The 24,023-nt window shown below is 74.1% G+C and carries 25 protein-coding genes and 1 tRNA gene; 10 read left to right on the forward strand and 16 right to left on the reverse strand.

The annotated features are described in order from the left end of the window. Positions 1–96: 96 nt before the first annotated feature. Complete coding sequence (gene soxR, locus NLX94_RS22040) at positions 97–543, forward strand: redox-sensitive transcriptional activator SoxR (RefSeq protein ID WP_254384723.1); 447 nt, start codon at positions 97–99, stop codon at positions 541–543. Here the strand turns inward: soxR and NLX94_RS22045 are convergent. The 4 genes from NLX94_RS22045 to NLX94_RS22060 all read right to left on the reverse strand — a co-directional run bounded on the left by NLX94_RS22045 (position 521) and on the right by NLX94_RS22060 (position 4,989). Then, the gene (locus NLX94_RS22045; protein ID WP_254384724.1) at positions 521–1,393 is read right to left on the reverse strand and encodes a 3-keto-5-aminohexanoate cleavage protein; all 873 of its coding nucleotides are present in this window, start codon (positions 1,391–1,393) and stop codon (positions 521–523) included. The genes soxR and NLX94_RS22045 overlap by 23 nt on opposite strands. Next, positions 1,390–2,019, reverse strand: coding sequence for a hypothetical protein (locus NLX94_RS22050; RefSeq protein WP_254384725.1), 630 nt, complete (start codon positions 2,017–2,019; stop codon positions 1,390–1,392). Before NLX94_RS22050 ends, NLX94_RS22045 begins: the two co-directional genes overlap by 4 nt. A 152-nt stretch (positions 2,020–2,171) precedes the next feature. After that, the gene (locus NLX94_RS22055; protein ID WP_254384726.1) at positions 2,172–3,560 is read right to left on the reverse strand and encodes a serine-threonine protein kinase; all 1,389 of its coding nucleotides are present in this window, start codon (positions 3,558–3,560) and stop codon (positions 2,172–2,174) included. A gap of 91 nt (positions 3,561–3,651) precedes the next feature. Further along, complete coding sequence (locus NLX94_RS22060; protein ID WP_254384727.1) at positions 3,652–4,989, reverse strand: exo-beta-N-acetylmuramidase NamZ domain-containing protein; 1,338 nt, start codon at positions 4,987–4,989, stop codon at positions 3,652–3,654. Between the two features lie 105 nt (positions 4,990–5,094). Here NLX94_RS22060 and NLX94_RS22065 point away from each other — a divergent pair, with 105 nt between their 5' ends. The 3 genes from NLX94_RS22065 to NLX94_RS22075 all read left to right on the forward strand — a co-directional run bounded on the left by NLX94_RS22065 (position 5,095) and on the right by NLX94_RS22075 (position 8,311). After that, complete coding sequence (locus NLX94_RS22065; RefSeq protein WP_254384728.1) at positions 5,095–5,859, forward strand: SDR family oxidoreductase; 765 nt, start codon at positions 5,095–5,097, stop codon at positions 5,857–5,859. Next, complete coding sequence (locus tag NLX94_RS22070) at positions 5,856–7,640, forward strand: AMP-binding protein (RefSeq protein ID WP_254384729.1); 1,785 nt, start codon at positions 5,856–5,858, stop codon at positions 7,638–7,640. Before NLX94_RS22065 ends, NLX94_RS22070 begins: the two co-directional genes overlap by 4 nt. A gap of 62 nt (positions 7,641–7,702) precedes the next feature. Next, a complete protein-coding gene (locus tag NLX94_RS22075) occupies positions 7,703–8,311 on the forward strand; it encodes a TetR/AcrR family transcriptional regulator (RefSeq protein WP_254384730.1) in 609 nt (202 codons plus the stop codon). On the opposite strand, the gene NLX94_RS22080 is transcribed toward NLX94_RS22075, so the two are convergent. Further along, a complete protein-coding gene (locus NLX94_RS22080; RefSeq protein WP_254384731.1) occupies positions 8,250–9,437 on the reverse strand; it encodes an alkene reductase in 1,188 nt (395 codons plus the stop codon). The two genes, NLX94_RS22075 and NLX94_RS22080, sit on opposite strands and share 62 nt — an antisense overlap. A 64-nt stretch (positions 9,438–9,501) precedes the next feature. On the opposite strand from NLX94_RS22080, the gene NLX94_RS22085 reads away from it, so the two are divergent. Next, entirely contained in the window at positions 9,502–9,888 is a 387-nt protein-coding gene (locus NLX94_RS22085) for a MerR family transcriptional regulator (protein WP_254384732.1), read from the forward strand. On the opposite strand, the gene NLX94_RS22090 is transcribed toward NLX94_RS22085, so the two are convergent. The 8 genes from NLX94_RS22090 to NLX94_RS22130 all read right to left on the reverse strand — a co-directional run bounded on the left by NLX94_RS22090 (position 9,885) and on the right by NLX94_RS22130 (position 16,316). Further along, positions 9,885–10,514: an acetate uptake transporter gene (locus tag NLX94_RS22090; protein ID WP_254384733.1), complete on the reverse strand. Its 630-nt coding sequence runs from the start codon at positions 10,512–10,514 to the stop codon at positions 9,885–9,887. The genes NLX94_RS22085 and NLX94_RS22090 overlap by 4 nt on opposite strands. A 478-nt stretch (positions 10,515–10,992) precedes the next feature. Next, positions 10,993–12,213, reverse strand: a complete 1,221-nt coding sequence (locus tag NLX94_RS22100; protein WP_254384734.1) for an acyl-CoA dehydrogenase family protein — start codon at positions 12,211–12,213, stop codon at positions 10,993–10,995. Between the two features lie 8 nt (positions 12,214–12,221). Beyond that, a complete protein-coding gene (locus tag NLX94_RS22105) occupies positions 12,222–13,277 on the reverse strand; it encodes a phosphotransferase family protein (RefSeq protein WP_254384735.1) in 1,056 nt (351 codons plus the stop codon). Positions 13,278–13,393: 116 nt separating this feature from the next. After that, a complete protein-coding gene (locus tag NLX94_RS22110; protein ID WP_254384736.1) occupies positions 13,394–14,305 on the reverse strand; it encodes an MBL fold metallo-hydrolase in 912 nt (303 codons plus the stop codon). Positions 14,306–14,420: 115 nt separating this feature from the next. Beyond that, positions 14,421–14,723 (reverse strand): hypothetical protein, encoded by a 303-nt coding sequence (locus tag NLX94_RS22115; RefSeq protein ID WP_254384737.1) that lies wholly within the window; start codon positions 14,721–14,723, stop codon positions 14,421–14,423. Positions 14,724–14,815: 92 nt separating this feature from the next. Further along, positions 14,816–15,154, reverse strand: coding sequence for a DUF202 domain-containing protein (locus tag NLX94_RS22120; protein ID WP_254384738.1), 339 nt, complete (start codon positions 15,152–15,154; stop codon positions 14,816–14,818). Then, positions 15,151–15,549 (reverse strand): DUF202 domain-containing protein, encoded by a 399-nt coding sequence (locus NLX94_RS22125; protein ID WP_254384739.1) that lies wholly within the window; start codon positions 15,547–15,549, stop codon positions 15,151–15,153. The genes NLX94_RS22120 and NLX94_RS22125 overlap by 4 nt, the downstream gene beginning before the upstream one ends. A gap of 245 nt (positions 15,550–15,794) precedes the next feature. Continuing rightward, positions 15,795–16,316, reverse strand: coding sequence for an NUDIX domain-containing protein (locus NLX94_RS22130; protein WP_254384740.1), 522 nt, complete (start codon positions 16,314–16,316; stop codon positions 15,795–15,797). Between the two features lie 81 nt (positions 16,317–16,397). Between NLX94_RS22130 and NLX94_RS22135 the strand changes: the two genes are divergently transcribed. Continuing rightward, positions 16,398–18,053, forward strand: coding sequence for an FAD-binding dehydrogenase (locus NLX94_RS22135; RefSeq protein ID WP_254384741.1), 1,656 nt, complete (start codon positions 16,398–16,400; stop codon positions 18,051–18,053). Between the two features lie 120 nt (positions 18,054–18,173). Continuing rightward, entirely contained in the window at positions 18,174–18,389 is a 216-nt protein-coding gene (locus NLX94_RS22140) for a DUF6243 family protein (protein ID WP_254384742.1), read from the forward strand. An 85-nt stretch (positions 18,390–18,474) separates the two neighbouring features. Here the strand turns inward: NLX94_RS22140 and NLX94_RS22145 are convergent, their stop codons facing one another. After that, positions 18,475–18,900 (reverse strand): ASCH domain-containing protein, encoded by a 426-nt coding sequence (locus NLX94_RS22145; RefSeq protein WP_254384743.1) that lies wholly within the window; start codon positions 18,898–18,900, stop codon positions 18,475–18,477. A 251-nt stretch (positions 18,901–19,151) separates the two neighbouring features. Between NLX94_RS22145 and NLX94_RS22150 the strand changes: the two genes are divergently transcribed. Beyond that, positions 19,152–20,099, forward strand: a complete 948-nt coding sequence (locus NLX94_RS22150; protein WP_254384744.1) for a hypothetical protein — start codon at positions 19,152–19,154, stop codon at positions 20,097–20,099. A gap of 99 nt (positions 20,100–20,198) precedes the next feature. Next, positions 20,199–21,770 (forward strand): APC family permease, encoded by a 1,572-nt coding sequence (locus tag NLX94_RS22155; RefSeq protein WP_254384745.1) that lies wholly within the window; start codon positions 20,199–20,201, stop codon positions 21,768–21,770. A gap of 56 nt (positions 21,771–21,826) precedes the next feature. Here the strand turns inward: NLX94_RS22155 and NLX94_RS22160 are convergent, their stop codons facing one another. Next, a complete protein-coding gene (locus tag NLX94_RS22160; protein WP_254384746.1) occupies positions 21,827–22,186 on the reverse strand; it encodes a zinc ribbon domain-containing protein YjdM in 360 nt (119 codons plus the stop codon). 104 nt (positions 22,187–22,290) lie between these two features. Beyond that, positions 22,291–22,378, reverse strand: a tRNA-Leu gene (locus NLX94_RS22165). 168 nt (positions 22,379–22,546) lie between these two features. Between NLX94_RS22165 and NLX94_RS22170 the strand changes: the two genes are divergently transcribed. Continuing rightward, positions 22,547–23,872 carry a M20/M25/M40 family metallo-hydrolase gene (locus NLX94_RS22170; protein WP_254384747.1) on the forward strand — a complete coding sequence of 442 codons (1,326 nt, stop codon included), beginning with the start codon at positions 22,547–22,549 and terminating at the stop codon, positions 23,870–23,872. The last annotated feature ends 151 nt before the right edge of the window (positions 23,873–24,023 follow it).

A 24,023-nucleotide genomic window follows, 5' to 3' on the forward strand; every position in this document is an offset into this window, starting at 1 on the left:
GCCGTCATGGATCTGTCAACGACGTGCCACGACCTGCCACGACGTGCCCGCCTTCGCATCGGGCCGGGCCGATTACCCTCGGCTACCCTCGGCGGTGTGCCGCAGATTCCCGAGAAGGTCCACGAGCTCACCGTCGGCCAGCTGTCCGCCCGCAGCGGCGCGGCCGTCTCCGCACTGCACTTCTACGAGGCCAAGGGCCTGATCAGCAGCCGCCGCACCTCCGGCAACCAGCGCCGCTACACCCGCGACGCGCTGCGCCGGGTGGCGTTCGTACGGGCCGCCCAGCGCGTCGGCATCCCGCTCGCCAGCATCCGCGACGCCCTCTCGCAACTCCCCGAAGGCCGCACCCCCAACCGCGAGGACTGGGCCCGGCTGTCCGAGAGCTGGCGCGCCGAGCTCGATCAGCGCATAGCCCAGCTCGGGCGGCTGCGCGACCATTTGACCGACTGCATCGGCTGCGGATGCCTGTCCCTGGAGAACTGCGCGCTCTCCAACCCGGACGACGTCTTCGGTGAACGCATCACCGGTTCCCGGCTGTTGTGACCTCCCGCGCACGGGCGGCCGCCGCGACCAGCTCGGCATTGGACCGCGCCGCCCGCCCGTCCGGCAGGCGCAGTACGTCCCCTACGCCGATCCGCGCCCCGGTGCCGTACCGCGCGGCCAGCCGCAGCGCGGGCCAGGCCGCCTCCTCCCGCCCGAACAGCACCACCGCCACCGGCGGGAGCCGCCGCAACAGCTCGGCGACCACCCAGGGCCCCGCGGAGCCCAGCTCGGCGACGAGCCGCACCCGCGCGGGATCCCGTAGCGGCCAGGCGAGGAACCGCGCGACCGACCCGGCCCGGCCGCCCGCCGCGCCCGCCGCGGGTTCCGTGCCGGCGAGGCGGTTCCCGCCGGCCGCGGCGGCCCCGTCCGCCGGGACGTTCCCGCCCGCCGGGACCGCCCCGCCCGCCTGGACCTCCGCGTCCACCGCCACCCCGCGCTCCAGCAGCGCCTGGGCGAGCTCGCGCGCTCCCGGCTCCGCGAAGCGGACCACCGCACGGTCGGGCAGGACCGTCCAGCTCCGGATCCGCGCCAGCCGCGCCGCGTGGTCCGGCTCCGACGCGATGCTCAGGGGCACGGAGACCGCCACCCCGCCCCCGAGGCCGGCCTCGCGCAGGGCCTCCAGCAGCGGCCCGACCACCCGGGGCGAGAGGCTCTCGCGGCCGCACGGGGTGCGCGGGTGGACCAGTACCTCGCGGGCCCCGGCGGCCACCGCCGCCAGCGCCGCGGCGACCAGGTCCTCCGGGCTCATCGGGACGGCCGACCCGTCGGCGGCCCCCCGGGACCCGTTGAGCGACACCACGAGCGTCGGCTGCGCGCCCCCGCCCGTCCCGCCCCCGGGCGTCCCGCTCACGCCGCCCCAGCCAGGTCGCCACCCTGGAGCGCCGCGTCCGCGAGCGCCGGTCTCGGCACCACGATTCCGCAGCCCGCGCACACCGGCCCGTCCCAGGCCACCCCGGCCGAGGCAGAGGCCGATCCCCCCGCAGGTCCGACCCCCAAGGCCCCGGCCGCCCCCGGCTCCGGCCAGTGCAACTCCCGCGCCCCGCACACCGGACACGCCGTCCCCGGCTCCGACTCCAGCGCGTCCACCAGCCGTCTCAGCACCTCGCCGAGCGCCCCCTGCGGCCGCACGCCCGGATCGGCGCACCGGACCACCGCGTCCCCGCTGCCGCCCCACGCCCACTCGGGGCGCCGCAGCCCGTCGTGCTTCTCGCGCCGCCGGCGCTCCGCGAACTGCCGTTCGTACGCCAGCCAGACCCCCCGTGCCTCCTCCAGCTCCTCCAGCGCGGCCACCAGCCGCGAGGGGTCCGCCGCCCGGTCCTCGGGGCCGATCCCGTGCCGGTCGCACAGGTGCCACCAGGTCGCGCGGTGCCCGTACGGGGCGAACCGCTCCAGGCAGCGGCGCAGCGAGTGGCGCCGCAGGGCCCCGTCGTTGCGCGCGTCGCGCACCTGGTGGGCCAGACTCCGGAATCCCGCCATCACACCTTCACCTCCGCCGAGCGCCCAGCACCGGGCGCCGTGCCCGCCGCGCTGTGTTCCGCACAGGACCGGCGCCGTGTGCCCAACATGCCCGGCCCGGTGCGGGCGCATGCGGGGGCGGTCGGGGCGTGCGGGTGGCACATGGCCGGAAGTCAGCGCCCCATGCGCCCCGCGGCCACCACCAGCCGGGCCAGCTCCTCGTGGCAGATGTCGCTGTGCGCCCCCGAGGGGGCCCCGCCGCGCCGGACCACGGAGCCCGCGTCCACGCTCACGCAGCCCGCGCCGGGCAGGCCGTCCCGCAGCGCCGCGTCCAGGGTCAGCCGCGGGGATCCCGGCACGCCCCGGATGCCGTCGTGCCCGATCGCGCCCCACCGCTCGTCGAAACCGAGCAGACCGGCCGAATCGCCGGCCATCCGGGAGGCCAGCGGATAGAACACCTTGAGGGAGGAGTCGTAGGGGGAGTGGCAGGCCGTCACCGGCCCGTCGACCCTGCCCTGCAGTCCGCGCAGGGCGCCCCCGCGCCCCCGGTCGTGCGGCAGGTTGTCGGCGAACGCGTAGTGGGAGAAGGCCCCTTGGAGGACGGTGAGGGACTTCACGTTCCGCGCCCCGGACGGCAGGCCGCGCAGTGCGAAGGAGACCAGCCGGCCGCCGAAGCTGTGCCCGATGAGGTGCACCCGCAGGGCCGGGCGGCGGCCGGCCAGCTCCGCGAGCAGCGGCCCGAGCCCGTGCTCGCCGACCACCCCGGCCCGGGCCTTCATCTGGTAGTAGGTGGCCTGGCGCAGCACCTCCTTGGCACCGTTCCACAGGGTCCGCGTCCCGCCGCCCATCGAGAGGCCGGGCCCGGGGGAGTCCCCGGCGCCGCGGCCGTCCCCGGGGAGGGTGGCGCCCGCCTCGGCCAGGGCCGCGGTGAACTCGCGGCACACCCGCAGGACGTCCCCGCTGAGGAAGTCCGGCACCTCGCGCGGGGCGAAGGGCGCCGACAGATCGTCGCCCGGGCCCACCCCGTCCACCCCGGCCAGCTCCCGTACGAGCGCGCCGAACTCGGTGAAGTCGCCCTCGCGCGTGGGCCGTTCCTCCAGCAGCTCGGCGATCCGGTCCAGCTCCGCGGCCCGTCCGGGCCAGAACGCGCCGAGGGCCTGCCGGGTGACCGGGTCCAGGGCCGTTCCGTGCCCCGGGCGGCCCGACTCCGGCGCTGCGCCGACGGCCCCGCGGGCGTCGAAGTCGGGGATCGGTTCGTCCGAGAACCGGATCGAGGGCCACACGACCCCCACGTACCCCAGCCGTACCCCGGTCCCCACCAGATCCGCGAAGGGCGCGTAGAACCGGTCGAAGAGCCGGATCGCGGTGGACCGGTCGGAATTCCATCCGTGGGCGAAGACCAGCAGGTCGGTGGCCTCGATCCCGAAGACCCCCTCCCGGGCGCCCGGGCCCGCGTCGCCCTGCGCGTCGAAGGTCAGCTCCACGTACGGCCGGGCGCCGATCCCCGAAGCCGCCGCCGCCCCTGCCGCCCCCGCGGGCACCGCACCGCCGATGTGCACCATGACGCCCCCCTCCACGCCGTGTCCCTGCCCGCAGCATCCTGCGGAACAGGCCGCCCGGCCAGCCCCTCCGCACCAACCGGTTCACGGACGCTCACGGATACAGCAGGTACTCCTCCCGCACCGCCGCGAACTCCGCGAGCCCCGCCGCCCAGTCGCCCGCGATCTCCTCCACGCCCGCCCCCGCGTCGACCATCCGCCGCACCCGGTCCGAGCCCGTCAGCCGGTCGATCCACTGGTCGGAACGCCACGCGAACCCGCTCCACACCCGCCGCGCGGTGACCAGCAGCCCGATCCCGGCCCGTACCGGGTCGAAGGCCTCCCGGTCGTGGACGAGCAGCCGGACCCCGCCGCAGGTCTTCCCGGCGTGCTTGGAGAAGGAAGGCGTGAAATAGGCCTCCCGGAACCACACCCCGGGCAGCTCCAGCGCGTTCGCCGCCTCCGCCCACCGCCGGTCCACGCCCTCCGCGCCGACCAGCTCGAAGGGGGTGGTGGTCCCGCGCCCCTCCGACAGGTTGGTCCCCTCGAACAGGCAGGTCCCGGCGTACGCGAGGGCCGTGCCCGGCGTCGGCATGTTGGGGCTGGGCGGCACCCAGGGCAGCCCGGTCTCCTCGAAGAAGGACTCCCGCCGCCACCCCGCCATCCGCACCACCTCCAGCCGCGGGGCGGCGCCGGCTCCCCGCAGGAACTCGGCGGCGAAGAGCCCGGCCAGCTCGCCCGCCGTCATCCCGTGCGCCAGCGCGATCGGCTCCCGGCCCACGAAGCTCGCGTACGGGCGCTGCAGGACGGGCCCGGCCGCCCGCCGGGCGCCGACCGGGTTGGGGCGGTCCAGCACCACCACCGCCTTGCCGGCGAGCGCGGCCGCGCGCATGCAGTCGTAGAGGGTCCAGATGTAGGTGTAGAAGCGGGCGCCGACGTCCTGGATGTCGAAGACGACGGTGTCGACGCCGGCCGCCGTGAAGACGTCCGCGAGCCGCTGCCCGCTCTTGTCGTACGTGTCGTACACGGGCAGCCCGGTCGCCGGATCCCGCCCGGCCCCCTCCGAACCGCCGGCCTGGGCCGTCCCCCGGAAGCCGTGCTCGGGGCCGAACACCGCGACCAGGTCCACGCGGCGGTCCGCGTGCAGTACGTCGACCAGGTGGCGGGCGTCCGCGGTGATGCCGGTCGGGTTGGTGACCACCCCGACCCGCTGCCCGGCCAGGACGGCGTACCCGTCCGCGGCGAGCCCCTCGAACCCGCTCCGCACCCGCCCGCCAACACCGCCCACCGTCCCCGGACCCCGCACCCCGGGCCCGCGGGGCCCTGCCGCCGGGGCCGCTGCGCCGGGGGAGCCGGCGGCCGCTGCCCCCGCCCCCGGGGCTCCCGCCCCCAGGGCACCCGCGGCACCCGCCGCCCCGGCCAGACCCAGCAACCCGCGTCGCGACAGCGTCATCGCGCCAAAGTAGGGCTCCGAGCCCTTCCACCCCGACATACCGACTGGTTAGTCTGCCCGTGATCCGACAGGCGGCCCACGCACCAACCCACGAAGGGCGGACCCGTGAACGCGTTCCAGGACCAGCGAGTCGTCGTCACCGGCGCGGGCGGCGGCATCGGCGCCGCCCTCGCCCACCGCTTCGCCGCGGAGGGGGCGACCGTGGCGGTGAACGACCTGGACCCCGCCAAGGCGGCCTCCGTCGCGGAGGCCATCGGCGCCCGCGCGGTCGCGGTGCCCGGCGACGCCTCCGCGGTGGCCGCCGAGGCCCGCGAGGCGCTCGGCGGCACCGTCGACGTCTACTGCGCCAACGCCGGCCTGGCCTCCGGCGGCGACGCCTTCGCCGAGGAGGCCGTCTGGGAGGCGGCCTGGGACACCAACGTCATGGCCCACGTCCGCGCCGCCAGGCTGCTGCTGCCCGACTGGCTGGAGCGCGGGAGCGGCCGGTTCGTGTCCACCGTCTCGGCCGCCGGACTGCTGACCATGATCGGAGCGGCCCCGTACAGTGTCACCAAGCACGGCGCGCTCGCCTTCGCGGAATGGCTCTCGCTGACCTACCGCCACCGCGGGCTCCAGGTCCACGCCATCTGCCCGCAGGGGGTCCGGACCGACATGCTCACCGCCGCCGGATCGGCGGGCGAGCTGGTCCTCGCGCCGACCGCGATCGCGCCGGAGGCGGTCGCGGACGCACTGTTCGACGGCATGGAGAAGGGCCGGTTCTTGATCCTCCCGCACCCCGAGGTCGCGGACTTCTACACGTCCCGCGCCACCGACCCGGACCGCTGGCTGAGCGGCATGAACCACCTCCAGCGCAAGTGGGAGACCCGGTGACCGCAGACACCACGCCCGCGACCCCGCCGCCGCCCTCCCGCTACGCCGCCAAGCCCTGGCTGGGCCTGCTCAGCCCCGCCCAGCGGGCCCCGATCGCGCCCCCGCCCAGCGTCCTGCACGCCTTCCGTGCCGCCGTCGCCCGCGCCCCCGAACGCACCGCGCTCGCCTACTTCGACGGCCGCCTCGACTACGCCGAGGCCGACGCGCTCTCCGACTCCCTCGCCGGCCACCTCGCCGCCCGGGGCATCCGCCGCGGGGACCGGGTCGCGGTCATGCTCCAGAACACCCCGCACTTCGTGCTCGCCGTCCTGGCCGCCTGGAAGGCCGGGGCCGTCGTGGTCCCGCTCAACCCCATGTACAAGTCCGGCGAGGTCGGCCACGTCCTGCGCGACTCCGGGGCCGCCGCCCTGGTCTGCGAGGCCGGCGCCTGGTCGGCGTACCTGGGCGAGACGGTACGGGGGACCGGCGTACGGGTCGCCCTGACGGCGCACGACACGGACTTCCAGACCCGCAACGACCCCCGGGTCTTCCCCGAGCCCGGCAGCGCCGGGTTCCGCGGCGCGGAGCCGCCCCCCGGCGGGGCCGGAACCGCCGACGGGGCGCCGGGGTCCTGCGCAGCGGAGCCCTACGCGCCGGGCCCCGACGGGCCGGGCCCCGCCGACCTGCTCACTGTGGCCCGCCAGGGCCACCCCGTCCCGCCCGACCCGGAGCTCACGGCCGCCGACACCGCCCTCATCAGCTACACCTCCGGCACCAGCGGCACCCCCAAGGGCGCCATGAACCCGCACGGCGCGCTCACCCACAACGCCCTGCGCCAGGTGACCGGCCACCCCCTCCCCGAAGGCGCCGGCTACTTCGCGCTCGCCCCGCTCTTCCACATCACCGGCATGGTGTGCGAGCTCGCCGCCTGCTTCGCCAACGCCGGCACCCTGGTCCTCGCCCACCGCTTCGACGCCGGCGCCGTCCTCGACGCCTTCCTCGAGCACCGCCCCGCCTACACCGTGGGCCCGGCCACCGCCTTCATGGCCCTCGCCGCGCACCCCGCGGCCACCCCCGACCACTTCGCCTCGTTCCAGGTGGTCTCCTCCGGGGGTGCCCCGCTGCCGCCCGCCCTGGTCGAACGGCTGCGCGCCGCCTACGGCTTCTACCTGCGCAACGGCTACGGCCTGACCGAATGCACCGCCCCCTGCGCCTCCGTGCCCTTCCACCGCGAAGCCCCCGTGGACCCGGCCTCGGGCACCCTCTCCGTGGGCGTGCCCGGCGCCGACACCCTCGTACGGATCCTCGACGAGAGCGGCGCGGAGGTCCCCTTCGGCGAGACCGGGGAGATCGCCGTACGCGGACCCCAGGTCGTCCCCGGCTACTGGGGCCTGCCCGCCGACACCGCCAAGGCCTTCCCGGACGGCGAACTGCGCACCGGGGACGTCGGGTTCATGGACCCGGAGGGCTGGCTCTACGTGGTCGACCGCAAGAAGGACATGATCAACGCCTCCGGCTTCAAGGTCTGGCCGCGCGAGGTGGAGGACGTGCTCTACACCCACCCCGCCGTGCGCGAGGCGGCCGTCGTCGGCATCCCGGACCCCTACCGCGGGGAGAGCGTGAAGGCCTACGTCAGCCTGCGCCCCGGGACCGCGGCCGACCCGGCGGAGCTGTCCGCGTACTGCGCCGAGCGCCTTGCCGCGTACAAATACCCGCGCCGGGTGGAGATCCTGCCTGTCCTTCCGAAGACGACCAGTGGCAAGATCCTGCGACGGGAACTGCGGACACGCGACCACGGCTGAAAACAGCCGGACCGCGTGCGCACGGCCCGCACACACGAGGACACGAAAGGGAGGCGACAGCCATGGCCGCCAGAACCACGACGGAGACCGTCGGGGCGCACGAGGCCCCGGTACCGCGCCGGCTGCTCGCCGTCGCGACCAGGCTGTTCGCCGAGCGCGGCTACGACCGCACCTCGGTCCAGGAGATCGTCGAGGCGGCCGGGGTCACCAAGGGCGCGCTCTACCACTACTTCGGCTCCAAGGACGACCTGCTGCACGAGGTGTACGCGCGCATGCTGCGGCTCCAGCAGCAGCGGCTCGACGCGGTGGCCGGTTCCGATGCCCCGGTGGAGGAGCGGCTGCGGGCCGCGGCCGCCGACGTGGTGGTCACCACGATCGAGAACCTGGACGACGCGGCGATCTTCTTCCGCTCCATGCACCAGCTGAGCCCGGAGAAGTCCAAGCAGGTCCGGGCCGAGCGCCGGCGCTACCACGAGCGCTTCCGCGCCCTGATCGAGGAGGGCCAGAGCAGCGGGGTCTTCTCCGACGCCACCCCGGCCGACCTGGTGGTGGACTACCACTTCGGCTCGGTCCACCACCTGTCGACCTGGTACCACGAGGACGGCCCGCTCACGCCGCAGCAGGTGGCCGACCACCTCGCGGACCTGCTGATGCGGGCGCTGCGCCCGTAGCGGGCGCCGGGTGGAGCGCCGGGTAGTCGGTGTAGCCCTCCGGTCCGGACACGTACATCAGGAACTCCGGCCGGAGCTCGTTGAGCGGGGCGCCGGTGCGCAGCCGCTCCACGAAGTCGGGATTGGCCAGGAACCCGCGCCCGAGCGCGACCAGGTCCGCGCCGCCCGCCAGCAGGGCCTCGGCCCGCCGCCCGCCGCCGTCGGAGGCGACCTCCTCGTGGGAGAGCCGGGGGTTGGCGATCAGGGTGCCGGGCCAGGCCGCGCGGATCCTCCGGAAGAGGGGCCGGTCCGGCTCGGCGTGGACCAGGTGCAGATAGACCGGCCCGACCTCCGCCAGGGCCTCGACCAGCGCCGGGTAGATCGCCTCGGTGTCGCCCTCCTCGACGCCGTTGACCTCGATTCCGGGGGAGATCCGTACGCCGACCCGCTCGGGGCCGATCGCCTCGGCGACGGCCCGGACCACCTCGGTGGTGAACCGGATCCGGCCCGCCACCGATCCGCCCCACCCGTCGGTGCGCCGGTTGGTGTTCCGGGCCAGGAACTGGTGGAGCAGGTGGCCGTTGGCGGAGTGCACCTCCACCCCGGCGAAGCCCGCCTCGACGGCGCCCCGGGCGGCGGCCGCGAAGTCGGCGATGGTGGCCTCGATGTCCTCGGGCGTCATCTCCCGCGGGGCGACGGCCTCCCGGAGCCCGTCGGGGGTCTGCAGGAGTTCCGGGAAGCGCACCGCCGAAGGGGCGAGCGGGACGTGCCCGCTGGTGTCGGGGTGCCCGACCCGGCCGCCGTGCTGCAGCTGGAGGAACATCCGCCCGCCGGCGTCGCGGACGGCGTCGGTGACGCGGCGCCAGCCGGCGATCTGCTGCGGGGTGTGGATCCCGGGGATGTTCGGGTAGGTCTGCCCGACGGCGTTCGGGGTGGTGCCCTCGGCGATGATCAGGCCGGCCGAGGCGCGCTGGGCGTAGTAGGTGGCCATGAGGGTCCCGGGGGCGCCGTCGGCCCCGGCCCGGTTCCGGGTCAGCGGAGCCATGACCAGGCGGCTGGGGAGCTCCAGGCCGCCCAGGCGGGCGGGTTCGAAGAGCCGGGATGCGGTGGGGGCCTGCTGTGTCTGCGCCTGCTGTGTCTGCGTCATGCCGGGTACCGTAAAACCTGACACTGATGTCAGATTCAAGCCGGGAAACGGGGACGGAGCGCACATGAGGATCGGGGAGCTGGCGGCGCGCACCGGGGTCAGCGAGCGTTCGCTGCGCTACTACGAGCAGCAGGGACTGCTGGTCTCCGACCGGACCCCGGGCGGCCACCGCGACTTCGCCGAGCGGGCGGTGGACCGGGTCATCCGGATCCAGGAGCTCTACGCGGCGGGCCTGCACAGCACGAAGATCGCCCAGATCCTGCCCTGCATGCGCGACACCGACGGCGGGCCGAACGTACGGGCCACACCCGCGCTCGTCGCCGAGCTGACAGCGGAACGGGACCGGATCGACCGGCTGATCGCCGATCTGATCCGGTCCCGTGAGGTCCTGGACGAGGTCATCGACACGGCGGCGGGCCGCACCGCGACCCCCGCCGCGCGGAAGGTCTAGCCGAGCGGAGCGACCTTGCGTCCCCAGGTCTCCTTGGCCACCACGGCGAAGGAGACGTACCAGGCGACGCCCGCGGTGAAGAGGCCGAGGAAGCCGCCGGTGTGGCCGAGGGCCGTGCTCTGCGCCAGGTCGCCGAGGGCGAGGAAGAGGAAGGTCAGCGCCAGCGAGACGAACAGCACGCGGTGCGCGATGTCCAGCTTCATGGCGGCGATCGACATGTACGCGGTGAAGATGAACCAGGCCACCAGGAACCAGCCGGTCGCCACGTGCGCCTGGTCGGCCGGCAGCGTCGGGACGACGAACTTCACGTAGCCCGCGAAGGACATCCAGAACGCGCCGTACGAGACGAACGCCGTGGTCCCGAAGGTGTTGCCGCGGCGGAACTCCATGATGCCCGCGACGAACTGCGCGAGGCCGCCGTAGAACAGCGCCAGCGGCAGTACGACGGCGCTGAGCGCGGCGTTCGAGATCAGCCCCGAGTTGAAGAGGCTGAGCACGAAGGTGGTGAGGGCGAACGCCGCCAGACCGAGCGGGCCGGGGTTGGCCATGGCCTGCGGCGCGGTGACGGGGGAGGCCGTGGCATGCGGCGCGGTCGGTGCGGGGGCGGGCAGGGTGGTGCTGGGCATGGCGGGGCACTTTCAGTGGGGGACACTCCAAGATATCGGACATCTCGGGCTGGTCTGGACCACTTCGGGCCGTGCGGGGCGGGCCGAAGGACCCCTTCAGGGCCCGCCGATGGGCCTCCTGCGGGCCTCTGACGGACCTCAGGCGGGCCGCCGGAGGGCCGGGTCAGATCACCCGGCGGCCGCGCCGAGTGACTCGCCCGCGGACCCCGCCCGCGGACCTCGCCCAGAAGCCCGCCCGCGGACCTCGCCCAGAAGCCCGCCCGCGGACCTCGCCCAGAAGCCCGCCCGCGGACCCCGCCCGGGGAGCCCGCCCGCGGACCCCGCCCGGGGAGCCCGCCCGCCGAACCCGCCCGGGGAGCCCGCCCGCCGAACCCGCCCGGGGAGCCCGCCCGCGGTCCCCGCCCGCGGAGCCCGCGCGGGGACCCCGGGCCGGGTGGCCGGGCACCCCGCCACCGCGACCGCCCCCGCCCTCCCGCACTCAGCGGTAGCGCTTCAGCTCCCGGTGCGCCAGCGAGCGCTGGTGCACCTCGTCCGGCCCGTCCGCCAGCCGCAGCGTCCGCGCCGCCGCCCACAGCTCCGCCAGCGGGAAGTCCTGGCTCACCCCGCCCGCGCCGTGCAGCTGCACCGCGTCGTCCAGGATCCGCACCACCGCCCGCGGGGTCGCGATCTTGATGGCCTGGATCTCGGTGTGCGCACCCCTGTTGCCGGCCGTGTCCATCAGCCAGGCCGTCTTCAGCACCAGCAGCCGCAGCTGCTCCACGGTGACCCGCGCATCCGCGATCCAGTTCTGTACGACGCCCTGCGCGGCCAGCTCCTTGCCGAAGGCGGTACGTCCCACCGCGCGCCGGCACATCAGCTCGATGGCCCGCTCCGCCATGCCGATGAGCCGCATGCAGTGGTGGATCCGCCCCGGACCGAGCCGGGCCTGCGCGATGGCGAAGCCGCCGCCCTCCTCGCCGATCAGGTTCCCCGCCGGGACCCGGGCCCCGTCGAAGACGACCTCGGCGTGGCCGCCGTGGTCGTGGTCCTCGTACCCGTACACGGTCATCGCGCGCCGGATCTCCACGCCCGGAGTGTCGCGCGGGACCAGGATCATCGACTGCTGGCGGCGCGGATCGGCACCCCCGGGATCGGTCTTGCCCATCACGATGAAGATCCGGCAATCCGGGTTCATCGCCCCGGAGATGAACCACTTGCGGCCCGTGATCACGTACTCGTCGCCGCCCGCCGAGCGCTCGATCCGGGTCTCGATGTTCGTCGCGTCCGACGAGGCCACCTCCGGCTCGGTCATCGCGAACGCGGACCGGATCTCCCCGGCGAGCAGCGGCTCCAGCCACTGCTTCTTCTGCTCCTCGTTGCCGAACTGCGCGAGCAGCTCCATGTTCCCGGTGTCCGGAGCCGCGCAGTTCGTCGCCATCGGCGCCAGGTGCGGGCTGCGGCCGGTGATCTCGGCGAGCGGGGCGTACTGGAGGTTGGTCAGCCCGGCGCCGTACTCCGCGTCCGGCAAGAAGAGGTTCCAGAGCCCCTGACGGCGCGCCTCGGCCTTCAGCTCACCGAACACGGCCGGGGTGTCCCAGGGCGAGGCCAGCCGTGCGCGCTGCGCGGCGGCGACGGGCTCCGCCGGGTGGACGTACTCCTCCATGAACGCGAGCAGCCGCTCGCGGAGTTCCGCGGTCCGGGCGTCGAATGCGAAGTCCATCGGGTTCCTCAGCCTTCCTGGAGTGTGGTGAGTCCGTGCTCGATGAAGACCGGCACCAGCTCGCCGATCCGGTCGAAGCCCGCCCCGACGGTCTGTCCGAGCGTGTAGCGGTAGTGGATGCCTTCGAGGATCACCGCGAGCTTGAACCAGGCGAACGCCGTGTACCAGGCGACCTGCGAGGCGTCCCGGCCCGAGCGGGCCGCGTACCGCTCGATCAGCTCGGCGGGCGCCGGATGGCCGGGGGCCCCGCTGGTCGTGCTGACCGGGGAATCGGTCAGCCCCAGGTCGGAGCTGTACATCACCAGCAGCCCGAGATCGGTCAGCGGATCCCCGAGCGTGGACATCTCCCAGTCCAGCACCGCCCGGATCCTGTCGTCAGGACCGCCGATCAGTACGTTGTCCAGCCGGAAGTCCCCGTGCACCACGGTCGGCGCGGGGGAGTCGGGCAGCGCCCGGCCCAGCGAGCCGTGCAGCTCGTCGATCCCGGCGAGCTCCCGCCCCCGCGAGGCCGCGAGCTGCTTGCCCCAGCGGCGCAGCTGCCGGTCGAGGAAGCCCTCCGGCCGGCCGAAGTCGCCCAGGCCCACCGCCTCCGCGTCCACGGCGTGCAGCTCGACCAGCGTGTCGACCAGGCCCAGCACCGCCCGACGGGTCCGCTCCGGCCCGATCGCGGCGAGCTCCACGGCCGTCCGGTACGGCACCCCCTCCACGTACTCCATCACGTAGAACGGCGCCCCCAGCACGGCCTCGTCCTCGCACAGCAGCAGCGGCTCCGGCACCGGGACCGCCGTACCGTGCAGCGCCGCGATGACCCGGTGCTCGCGCCGCATGTCGTGCGCGGTGGCCAGTACGTGGCCCAGCGGCGGCCGCCGCACCACCCAGCGGGAGCTGCCGTCGCCCACCTCGTACGTGAGGTTCGACCGGCCGCCCTCGATCAGCCGGCCGGTCAGCGGCCCGGCCGCGAGCCCCGGCAGGGCCCGGTCGAGATGACCGCGCAGCCGCTCCAGATCCAGGCCTCGCGGATCGGCCGGCCCTGATCCTGACCCTGAGTCCGATGCTGACGTCATGCTGCGCACCTCCGTGCGGAGTCGGCGACGGGTTTCCGTGGGCCATCATGCCGACCAGTCGGTATGCCGTCCAGGGATCGGGCCGAAAGAACTCCTCCGGCCCCCGGGCTCCCAGGTCAGGCGTGGCAGAGGATCGGCGTCCCGCCGTTCATCACCGTCATGTCCCGCAGCACCGCCATGATGTCCAGCGGCACCCCCTCGGGCTCCCCGGCCAGTTCCGCGTAGGCCCGGTGCACGTTGGCCACGAGCCGCTCGCTCTCCCGCCAGCCGGCGAACTCCCCGAGGTCGGCCTGCCGGGCCGTCTCCAGCGGGGTCAGCCCCTTCGCGCGGCCCTCCCGGGCCAGCTCGGCCACGTACCGCAGGTAGCGCTCGGTGGCCTCGTACGCGCCGGGATCCGTCAGCGGCCCGTGCCCCGGCACGACCGTCTCCGCTCCCAGCGAGCGCAGCAGCTCCAGCGCCCGCAGCGAACCGGCCAGCGAGCCCATCGCCAGGAACGGCGTGCCCTCCGCGAAGACCAGGTCGCCCGTGAAGACGATCCGCTGCCCGGGCAGCCACACGAGGGAATCGCCCGTGGTGTGCGCGACGCCCGGGTGCAGGATCCGCACCTCGGTCTCCCCGACGTACAGCGTCATCCGGTCGCCGTACGTCAGATCGGGCGCGGTGATGTCCAGCGCGCCGAAGTCGGTCTCCGGCCAGATCAGCTCCAGCTGCCGCCCGGCGGCGAGCTGCTCGGCACGCGCGTTCTCGTGCGCCAGGACCAGCGCCTCCGGCGTGAACACCCCGTTGCCGTAGGTGTGGTCGCCGTGGTGGTGGGTGTTGACCACCGTGCGGGGGAGCGGCGCCCCGGCGGCCAGGACCGCCGCGCGCAGGGCCAGCGCCCGCCGCTCGGTGGCCGCCGTGTCCACGAGCAGCGTCCGGCCCCCGTCGGTCACGAAGCCGGCGTTGTTCAGGCACCAGCCGCCGTCCGGCTGCACGTAGGCGTGGACCCCGGGCGCGGGCTGGACGAGGTACGGCTCTTCGGCGGGCATCTGCGCTCTCCCCGGGTCGCTGTGACGGGCGCCTGGCATCCTGCCAGTCACGGCGGCCCGGGGGGAGGGGAAGTCAGGCCGTCAGCGGCCGTCAGTCAGTGGTCGTCAGTGGTCGTCAGTGGTCGTCGTAGTGTTCACCGTGCTGAGCGTGCCGGTGCCCGTCGTGCAGGTAGTCGACGTGGTCCCCGTGCCGGACCGAGTCGTGGCCGCAGTCCGTGCCGTGGGCGTGCTCGTGGGCGGTGTGCGGGGCGTGCCCGGCGGGCTCGCATTCGTCCCAGTGCCCGGAGTGCTCGCGGTGCAGATGCCCGTCGTGCGCGTAGTCGAGGTGGTCGCCGTGCTCGACTGCCCGGTGGCCGCAGTCGGGACCGTGGGCGTGGGCGTGCTCCTGGGCGGGGTGTTCCTGGTGCAGAGTCGTCATGACACCGACGCTAGTGCGGTACGACCCGGATCGCCCCTTGTGTCCGCTGCGCGCCGGGGTGGCATCACAAGGCGGACCTTCGCCTCATCGGCTCACACGATGAGCGCCATCGCGAACACGGCCAGACCCACCGCGCACGCCGTCGCGGCCAGCGCCGCGCCCGCCGTCAGCCCGGCCGGCCGCGCCGCCGCCAGCTCCCGCATCCGCCGGTGCGCCACCCACTGGAACGCCAGCCAGAGCAGCGCGATCACCGCGATCCCGGCGAACGCCACCGGGGAGCCCCCTCCGTGCAGGGCCTGGCGCAGCGCCAGCACGGCCACCACCGCGCACGACAGCGTCGTACGCCGCCACGCGAGCCGGGTCCGCTCGGGCTGCAGCCCCGCGTCCCGGCCGCCGGGACCCTCGGCGTCGGCGGCGTCGGCGGCGCTCACCGCCCCTTCGTCCAGCCCAGCAGGACGACCACCACCATCGCCACCGCGACCAGCCCCACCCCCAGGCTCAGCACCACCGGGAACCGGGACATCGGCAGGTCCTCGCCGCGCCGCATGGCCCGCTCGCACCGCACCCAGTGGTTGACCGCGCGCAGCGCGCACGCCGCACCCACCGCGAGCAGCGCGAAGGCCATGCCCACGCGCACCCCCCAGCGCAGGTCGGGCAGGAACTGGTCCACGGCGAACCCGCCGCCGATCAGGGCCAGGGCGGTCCTGATCCAGGCCAGGAAGGTCCGCTCGTTGGCCAGCGAGAAGCGGTAGTCGGGGGTCTCGCCCTCGTCCCTCACCCGAGCCGGCGCGAACCACAGCCGCGCGTCCTTGACGAAGTCGATCACCCGCCCAATCTACTGGCGCCCCGCCCCACCGGCCCCCGGAGCCGCCCTTCGGGCGCCCGCACCCGCCCACTGCCCCGGTGCTGCGCCCCCGGCGCCCGCACCCACCGCCCCGGGGCTGCGCCCCCGGCGCCCGCACCCACCGGCCCGGGGCTGCGCCCCCGGCGCCCGCAGCCGCCCGGCGGGCCCCGCCGGCCCCCGGGGCGGGCGCCGCCGCCCGGGTGGCTCCGTCGGTGCCCGGAGCCGCCCTACCCCCGCCCCGAGAGGAACTCCCGCAGCCTGCGGTACGCCTCCAGCCCGTCCGGCACCCACGGCCAGGAGCCGTCCGCGACCCGCGCCCCCACCTCACCCTCGGAGAGCCACGCGTGCCAGGCCACCTCCGAGGCCTGCGGCCGGACCGGCAGCTCGCAGCGGACCTCGTGGACGTAGCTCCACCAGGCCCCGCCCGGGCCCTCGTACAGGAACTTGAACAGCGGCTCGGGCTGCTCCAGCCCGGACACCCCCAGCTCCTCCTCCGCCTCCCGCAGGGCCGCCTCCGCGTAGCTCTCGCCGGCGCCGACCACCCCGCCCACGAACATGTCGTAGCACGAGGGGAAGACCAGCTTCGAGTCCGTCCGCCGGTGCGTGAAGATCCGCCCCTCCCCGTCCCTGGCCAGCACGAACACGCAGCGGTGGATGAGCCCCTCCGCGTACACCTCGCCCCGCGTGGCCCGCCCCGTCACCCGGTCCTCCCGGTCCACCACGTCCAGCACCTCGTCGGCCGCGCCCATGTCGTGATCCTCCACACCTGTTGACTGGTTACCGCTCCGTAGCAAAGGATCGCCCCACCACCGACGGAGGACGGGTTCCACATGACGTACGACGCAGACGTGATCGTGATCGGGGCCGGGCTCGCGGGCCTCGTGGCCACCGCCGAGCTCGTCGACGCCGGCCGCAAGGTCATCCTGCTCGACCAGGAGCCCGAGCAGTCCCTCGGCGGCCAGGCCCACTGGTCCTTCGGCGGCCTGTTCTTCGTCGACTCGCCCGAACAGCGCCGCATGCGGATCAAGGACACCCGTGAGCTGGCCCTCCAGGACTGGTCCGGCACGGCGGGCTTCGACCGCGAGGAGGACGCCTGGCCGCGCCGCTGGGCCGAGGCCTACGTGGACTTCGCGGCCGGCGAGAAGCGCCCCTGGCTGCACGCCCAGGGCGTCCGCTTCTTCCCCGTCGTCGGCTGGGCGGAGCGCGGCGGGTACGACGCGAACGGCCACGGGAACTCCGTCCCCCGCTTCCACATCACCTGGGGCACCGGCCCCGGCCTCGTGGAGCCCTTCGAGCGCCGCGTACGGGCCGGGGTGGCCCGCGGGCTGGTCCAGCTGAAGTTCCGCCACCGGGTCACCGGGCTCTCCCGTACCGCCGGCGCCCTCGACACCGTGACCGGCGAGGTCCTGGCCCCCTCCGACGCCGTGCGCGGCACCGCGAGCGGCCGCGAGGCCACCGGGGAGTTCTCCCTGCGCGCCCAGGCCGTGATCGTGACCAGCGGCGGCATCGGCGGCAACCACGACCTCGTACGGGCCCAGTGGCCGGCCCGCCTCGGCACCCCGCCCGCGCGGATGCTCTCCGGGGTCCCGGCCCACGTGGACGGCCTGATGCTGGGCATCGCCGAGGAGGCGGGCGCGAGCCACATCAACAAGGACCGGATGTGGCACTACACCGAGGGCATCGACAACTGGAACCCGATCTGGTCCAAGCACGGCATCCGCATCCTGCCCGGCCCCTCCTCGCTCTGGCTGGACGCCACCGGCAAGCGGCTGCCCGTACCGCTCTTCCCGGGCTTCGACACCCTCGGCACCCTCGACCACATCATGAGGACCGGGCACGACCACACCTGGTTCGTCCTCAACCAGCGGATCATCGGCAAGGAGTTCGGGCTCTCCGGATCCGAGCAGAACCCGGACCTGACCGGCAAGTCGGTCCGAGGGGTCATCGACCGTGCCCGCCAGGCCGTCCCCGGGCCGGTGCAGGCCTTCATGGACAACGGCGCCGACTTCGTCGTCGAGAAGGACCTCTCCGCGCTGGTCCGCGGCATGAACGCGGTCACCAAGGAGGGACTCCTCGACGAGGAGACCGTCCGCCGCGAGATCGTGGCCCGCGACCGGGAGATCGCCAACCCCTTCACCAAGGACCTCCAGGTCACGGCCATCCACGGCGCCCGCAAGTACCTCGGCGACAAGCTGATCCGCACCGCCGCCCCGCACCGGATCCTGGACCCGGCGGCGGGCCCGCTGATCGCCGTCCGGCTCTCGATCCTGACCCGCAAGTCCCTGGGCGGCCTGGAGACCGACCTCGACTCCCGCGTCCTGACCGCCACGGGAGAACCCCTCCCGGGCCTCTACGCGGCGGGCGAGGCGGCCGGCTTCGGCGGCGGCGGCGTCCACGGCTACCGGGCCCTGGAGGGCACCTTCCTCGGCGGCTGCATCTTCTCGGGCCGCGCGGCGGGCCGTGCGGCGGCCGCGGCCGTCTCCTGACCGGTCCTCTCCCGGCCGGCCCGCTCCTGACCTGCGCCGTGTCCGCCCAGGCCGGGGCCCCGGCCGGGACGGGGACAGGACTGGTGTGCGGGTCCGGCGGGACGGGGTAACGTCTTTGTCGTGACTGACAGCAAGAACATCAACAACCCCGTGGGCCAGGGCGGCGGCCAGCGCAAGAAGCTGTCCCGCGCCGAGCGCCAGAACAACGGCCCGCACCGCAACCTCGACCGCCAGAACGCGGCCGACCGCAAGGCGGAGCTGCTGCGCAAGATGCGCGAGAAGGCAGCCGCGGCCGAGGGCGCCGCGCAGGCGGGCGACGACACCGCCCAGAGCTGAGCCACCGCCGCCGCAGGGCGGCACGTGCATGACAGGGCCCGGACCGCGACGCGCGGTCCGGGCCCTGCTGCGGTCTCCCGGCCCCTCAGGGCAGGCGGGTCACCAGACGGAACCGCTCCGCCACGACCGGGGTGTCGTCGTCGACCGTGAAGTGCGGGTCGCCGATGGCCTCGCGCATCTGCGGGCCGTGCCAGAACTCCTCGTGACCTGAGCGCCATTCGGCCACTGACGCGAATCCCTCGCCCTCGTCCAGCGCGTGCTGGAGGTCCACGTCCGCCAGCCGCAGGACCCGTACGTCCGTCACCTCCAGGACACCCACCGGAAGCCCGGCGGAGTCCACGATCACCATCCGCTCGCCCGCCACCGGCAGCGGATCCCCGGCCGCCTCGTAATCGGCCACGACGCCCGTGGTGGTGGTCTTGGCGCCGCTCAGGACGGCAGCCACCAGCTGGTCCCGCAGCGGCCCCGGGAAGGCGAACTCGATGGCCGGAAGATCTTCGTATGCCGTCATGGCGCCCAGCCTACGGTCCTGCGCGCGCCCCCGGCCGGACCGGTACGCGTCCCGCCCGCAAGCCGCCGGCGCCCCGCCGACAACCTGCCGCGAACCCGGAACAACCGCAGCAACTCGCCAGTACGGAGGACCAGTTGAATCGAGCCACGCGGTGGACTGGACCTTGACGCGGAGCTGTGCGTACCGCTTTGCTGTGCGTGATCTTCTCGTCACACCGTCCAACCGCCCGCGTCCTGGAGGGAAAACCGCGGATGCCGCCCCCTCCGCCGCCCCTCGGCCGCGCCCGCAAGCGGGACGCCCAGCTCTTCGACCCCGCCCTCTGCGACCGTGAACTCGTCGACGTCCGCGCGCAGTTCACCCAGGGCCGGTGGGCCAAGGCCCGCTCCCTCCTCGTCGCCACGGGGGACGACTGGGACCGCCGGGGGCACCGGTTCGTGGTCCTCGCCGAAACCCCGGCCGCGACCGCCTGGGCGCACGAATGGCTCCTCGCCGAACCGGAGAGCGCCGACGCCGTCACCCTCCTGGCCTGCGCGTCCGTCGTCACCGCCCTGCGCCGCAAAGGCACGCCCGAAGCCGCCGAGGAGGCCTGCCGCCGCGCCGCGGCCCTGCTCCCGGCCGACCCCACCCCCTGGCTCGGCCTGCTGCTCCTCACCCGGGCCTTCGGCACCGAGGAGGAGTTCAGCCGCCACTTCGACCAGGTCCGGGCCCGGCACCGCGAACACCACCACGCCCACCACCTGATGGTCTCCCGGCTGGCCGAGCGGGCCCCGGCCGCCGGCAGCGACCCGCTCCACGAGGTCTACGACTTCGCCGCCTGGGCCGCCGAGGAGTCCCCGGCCGACTCCCCGCTCGCCGTCCTCCCCGTCATCGCCCACGCCGAGCGCTACCGCGTCCTCGCCGCCGGCCAGGGCCACGGCCCGGACGCCGGGGCCGAGCACTGGTCCGGCCGCCGCGCCCGCCAGGTGCTGCGCTCCGCCTTCGACTGGTGGCTGGAGTGGGAGCGCGAGGACCACCCCCGCAACCGGGTGGACCTCAACTTCCTCGCCCACGCCAAACTCTGCGAGGGCCGCCCCGCAGAGGCCGCCGCCCTCTTCCAGCGCATCGGCAGCCACGCCACCCGGGCCCCGTGGTCCTACCCGGACCGCGACCCGCACAAGGCCTTCCTCGCCGCACGCAGCGCCGCGCTCGGCACCGCCTGACCCCGGCCCAGCCCGGCCCGTACCGCCCAGCCCGCACCGCCCCCGCACGTCCGCTCAGCAAGTGCCGCTCAGTCCCCACCCCCGAAAGGACACCCCGCCATGCCGACGGGCAGATCCACCACGCTCACCGACCCGGCCGGCCAGGCCGAGATCCGTACGTACAAGGGCCAGGAACGCGCCCTGCGCGCCGACCGCCTCGGCACCGCGGGCCTCCTGCTCTCCGTGCTCGCCGCGAGCGCACCCCTGATGGTCGTCGCGGGTGTCATGCCCACCACCTTCGGGGTCATGGGCATCGTCGGACAGCCCCTGCTGTTCGTGATCCTCGGCGCCGTCCTCGCCCTCTTCAGCGTCGGGTACGCCGAGATGAGCCGGCACGTCCACAACGCCGGCGCCTTCTACGCCTACATCGCGCGCGGCCTCGGCCCCACCGCGGGCGCCGGCGCCTCGTTCGTCGCCCTCGTCGCCTACAGCGCCATGCAGGTCGGCGTCTACGGCATCCTCGGCTTCGAGATCTCCGGCCTTTTCGCCACCTACCTCGACACCGAACTCGCCTGGTGGATACCGGCGCTGGCCGCCGTCGCCCTTACCGGCGCCCTCGGCTGGCTGAAGATCGACCTCAACGCCAAGGTCCTCGGAGTCCTCCTGCTCATCGAGGTCCTCCTCGTCGTCGTCTTCGACGCCGCCGCCCTCAGCGACCCGGGCCCCGCCGGCCTCTCCCTCCACGCCTTCAACCCCGAGACCCTCACCGGCGCCGGCCTCGGCACCGCCCTGTGCTTCTGCATCGCCGCCTTCGTCGGCTTCGAGCAGTCCCCGGTGTACGCCGAGGAGACCAGCAGGCCGCACATCGTCGTCTCCCGGGTGATGTTCCTCGCCGTCGGCTTCGTCGCCCTCTTCTTCGCCTTCAGCGCCTGGGCCCTCACCGTGGCCACCGGCCCCGGAGAGGTGGTCAAGGCCTCCGCCGAGGCCGGCCCCGGCCTGCTCTTCCAGCTCACCGAGAGCCGCCTGGGCGCCACCTTCACCGACGTCCTGCACGTCCTCTTCGTGACCGGCATGTTCGCGGCGATGCTCAGCTTCCACAACGTCGTCTCGCGCTACGCCTTCGCCATGGGCCGCGAGGGCCTGCTCCCGGCCGCCTTCGGCCGCACCAGCGCGGGTACCGGCGCCCCCGCCACCGGCTCGCTCCTGCAGACCGTGATCTCCGTCGTGGTCGTCCTGGCCTTCGCGTTCACCGACGACCTGCCGACCGGAGACCCCACCGCGCCCGTCCTGCACCTGTTCACCTGGATGGGCAGCGTCGGCGCCCTCGGCGTGACCCTCCTCATGGCCACCGCCTCCTTCGCGGTCATCGCCTTCTTCGTCCGCCGCGGCACCGCCGGCGCCCAGCTCTGGCGGCTCGGCGCGGCGGGCCTGGCCGGCCTCGCGCTGCTCGCCATCGCCGTCTACACGGTCAAGGACTTCGGCGTCCTGGTCGGCGCCGGGGAGGGCTCCGCGCTGAGCTGGATCCTGCCCGGCATCATCGCGGCCGCCGCCGCCGTGGGCCTGGCGCACGGCCTCTTCCTGCGCTCCGCCCGCCCTGCGGCGCACGCCCGCATCGGCCTGGGCAACGAGGCCTTCCGCCTCGACCAGGCGGCGGAGTCGGCCGCCACCGACATCCCGTCCCCGCGCGGCTGACCCGTACCGCACATACGAAGAGGGGCCCCGCCGCGGCGGGGCCCCTCTTCTCGTGTTCAGGCCTTCTTGACCACGCTGGACTTCAGCTGCATGGCACCGAAGCCGTCGATCTTGCAATCGATGTCGTGGCCGTCGACCCCGTCGATGAGCCGGATGTTGCGCACCTTGGTCCCGGCCTTGATCCCCGAGGGGCTCCCCTTGACCTTGAGCGCCTTCACGACCGTCACGGTGTCGCCGTCGCTCAGCACGTTCCCCACGGCGTCCTTCACGACCTGCTCCCCGGCGTCCGCCGAGCCGCCGGCGCCCTCCTCGGCGGGCACCCACTCGTGACCGCACTCGGGGCACACCACGAGCGCGTTCATCTCGTAGGTGTACTCGCAGGAACATTTCGGGCAAGGCGGAAGATTCTCGTTCACCCGGACAGAATATCCCGAACCGACCAGCCGGGATCCGTCGCGGACCCGTCCCGCCGATGGTGCCGCCAAACGCAGAAAACCCCACATGAAGTGGGGTTTTCGCTTGGTGTCCGAGGGGGGACTTGAACCCCCACGCCCGATAAAGGGCACTAGCACCTCAAGCTAGCGCGTCTGCCATTCCGCCACCCGGACAAGGTGTCTGTCTCGCGTCCCTCGCGGGCCGTTCCGACGTGGAAAACATTACCAAACATTCCGGGGTCCTCGATCACACCCCCCGGCGACCGCGGATCTCCCTTGGGGGAAGCGGCCCGGGGCGCGAGGATGGAGGCAGTTCGGTACTGATCAGTGGGAGGAAGCAGCGTGAGCGAATCGGGCGCGGGCAGGACCGTCACCGGCGAGGACGAGGTCGTCGACCTCTGCCGGGACCTCATCCGGATCGACACCAGCAACTACGGGGACCACTCCGGGCCCGGCGAGCGCAAGGCGGCCGAGTGGGTCGCGGAGCAGCTCGCCGAGGTCGGGCTGGAGCCGCAGATCTTCGAATCGCACAAGGGGCGCGCCTCGACCGTGGCGCGGATCGAGGGCGAGGACCCCTCGCGGCCGGCCCTGCTGATCCACGGGCACACCGACGTGGTCCCGGCCAACGCCGCCGACTGGACCTACGACCCCTTCGCCGGCGAGATCGCCGACGGCTGCGTGTGGGGCCGCGGCGCGGTCGACATGAAGGACATGGACGCGATGACGCTGGCCGTCGTACGCGACCGGATGCGCAGCGGCCGCAAGCCCCCGCGCGACATCGTGCTGGCCTTCCTCGCCGACGAGGAGGCGGGCGGCACCTACGGCGCCCGGTACCTCGTCGACAAGCACCCCGGCCTCTTCGAGGGGGTGACGGAGGCGATCGGCGAGGTCGGCGGTTTCTCCTTCACCGTCAACGAGAACCTGCGGCTGTACCTGGTGGAGACCGCCCAGAAGGGCATGCACTGGATGCGGCTCACCGTGGAGGGCACCGCCGGCCACGGGTCCATGACCAACAACGACAACGCCATCACGGAGCTCTGCGAGGCCGTGGGACGCCTGGGACGCCACAAGTGGCCCGTACGGGTCACCAAGACCGTCCGGCACTTCCTGGACGAGCTCTCGGACGCGCTGGGCACCCCGCTGGACCCCGACGACATGGACGCCACGCTCGCCAAGCTCGGCGGCATCGCCAAGATGGTCGGCGCGACCCTGCGCAACTCGGCCGCCCCGACCATGCTCGGCGCCGGCTACAAGGTCAACGTCATCCCCGGGCAGGCCACCGCCCACGTGGACGGCCGCTTCCTGCCGGGCTACGAGGAGGAGTTCTTCGCCGACCTCGACCGGATCCTCGGGCCGCGCGTGAAGCGCGAGGACGTCCACGCGGACAAGGCGCTGGAGACGGACTTCGACGGCAAGCTCGTGGACGCCATGCAGACCGCCCTCAAGGCGCACGACCCGATCGCCCGCGCGGTCCCGTACATGCTCTCCGGCGGTACGGACGCCAAGTCCTTCGACGACCTCGGCATCCGCTGCTTCGGCTTCGCCCCGCTCCAGCTCCCGCCGGAGCTGGACTTCGCCGGGATGTTCCACGGCGTGGACGAGCGGGTGCCGGTGGAGGGCCTGAAGTTCGGCGTCCGGGTCCTGGACCGGTTCATCGACGAGTCCTGAGGCGGGCGGGGGGCGGCGCGGGGCGTAGCTAACGCCGGGAAATCGGGAAGGTGTGCGGAATCCACTGAGAAGAGTGAATGCGCTCATACGCTCGTAGCCCCGGTGATCCCTCCTCGTTACAGGTGGTGCGGTCCGCGGCTGGGACCGCGCT

Source organism: Streptomyces sp. TBY4 (genome assembly GCF_024213195.1).
Classification (GTDB): domain Bacteria; phylum Actinomycetota; class Actinomycetes; order Streptomycetales; family Streptomycetaceae; genus Streptomyces.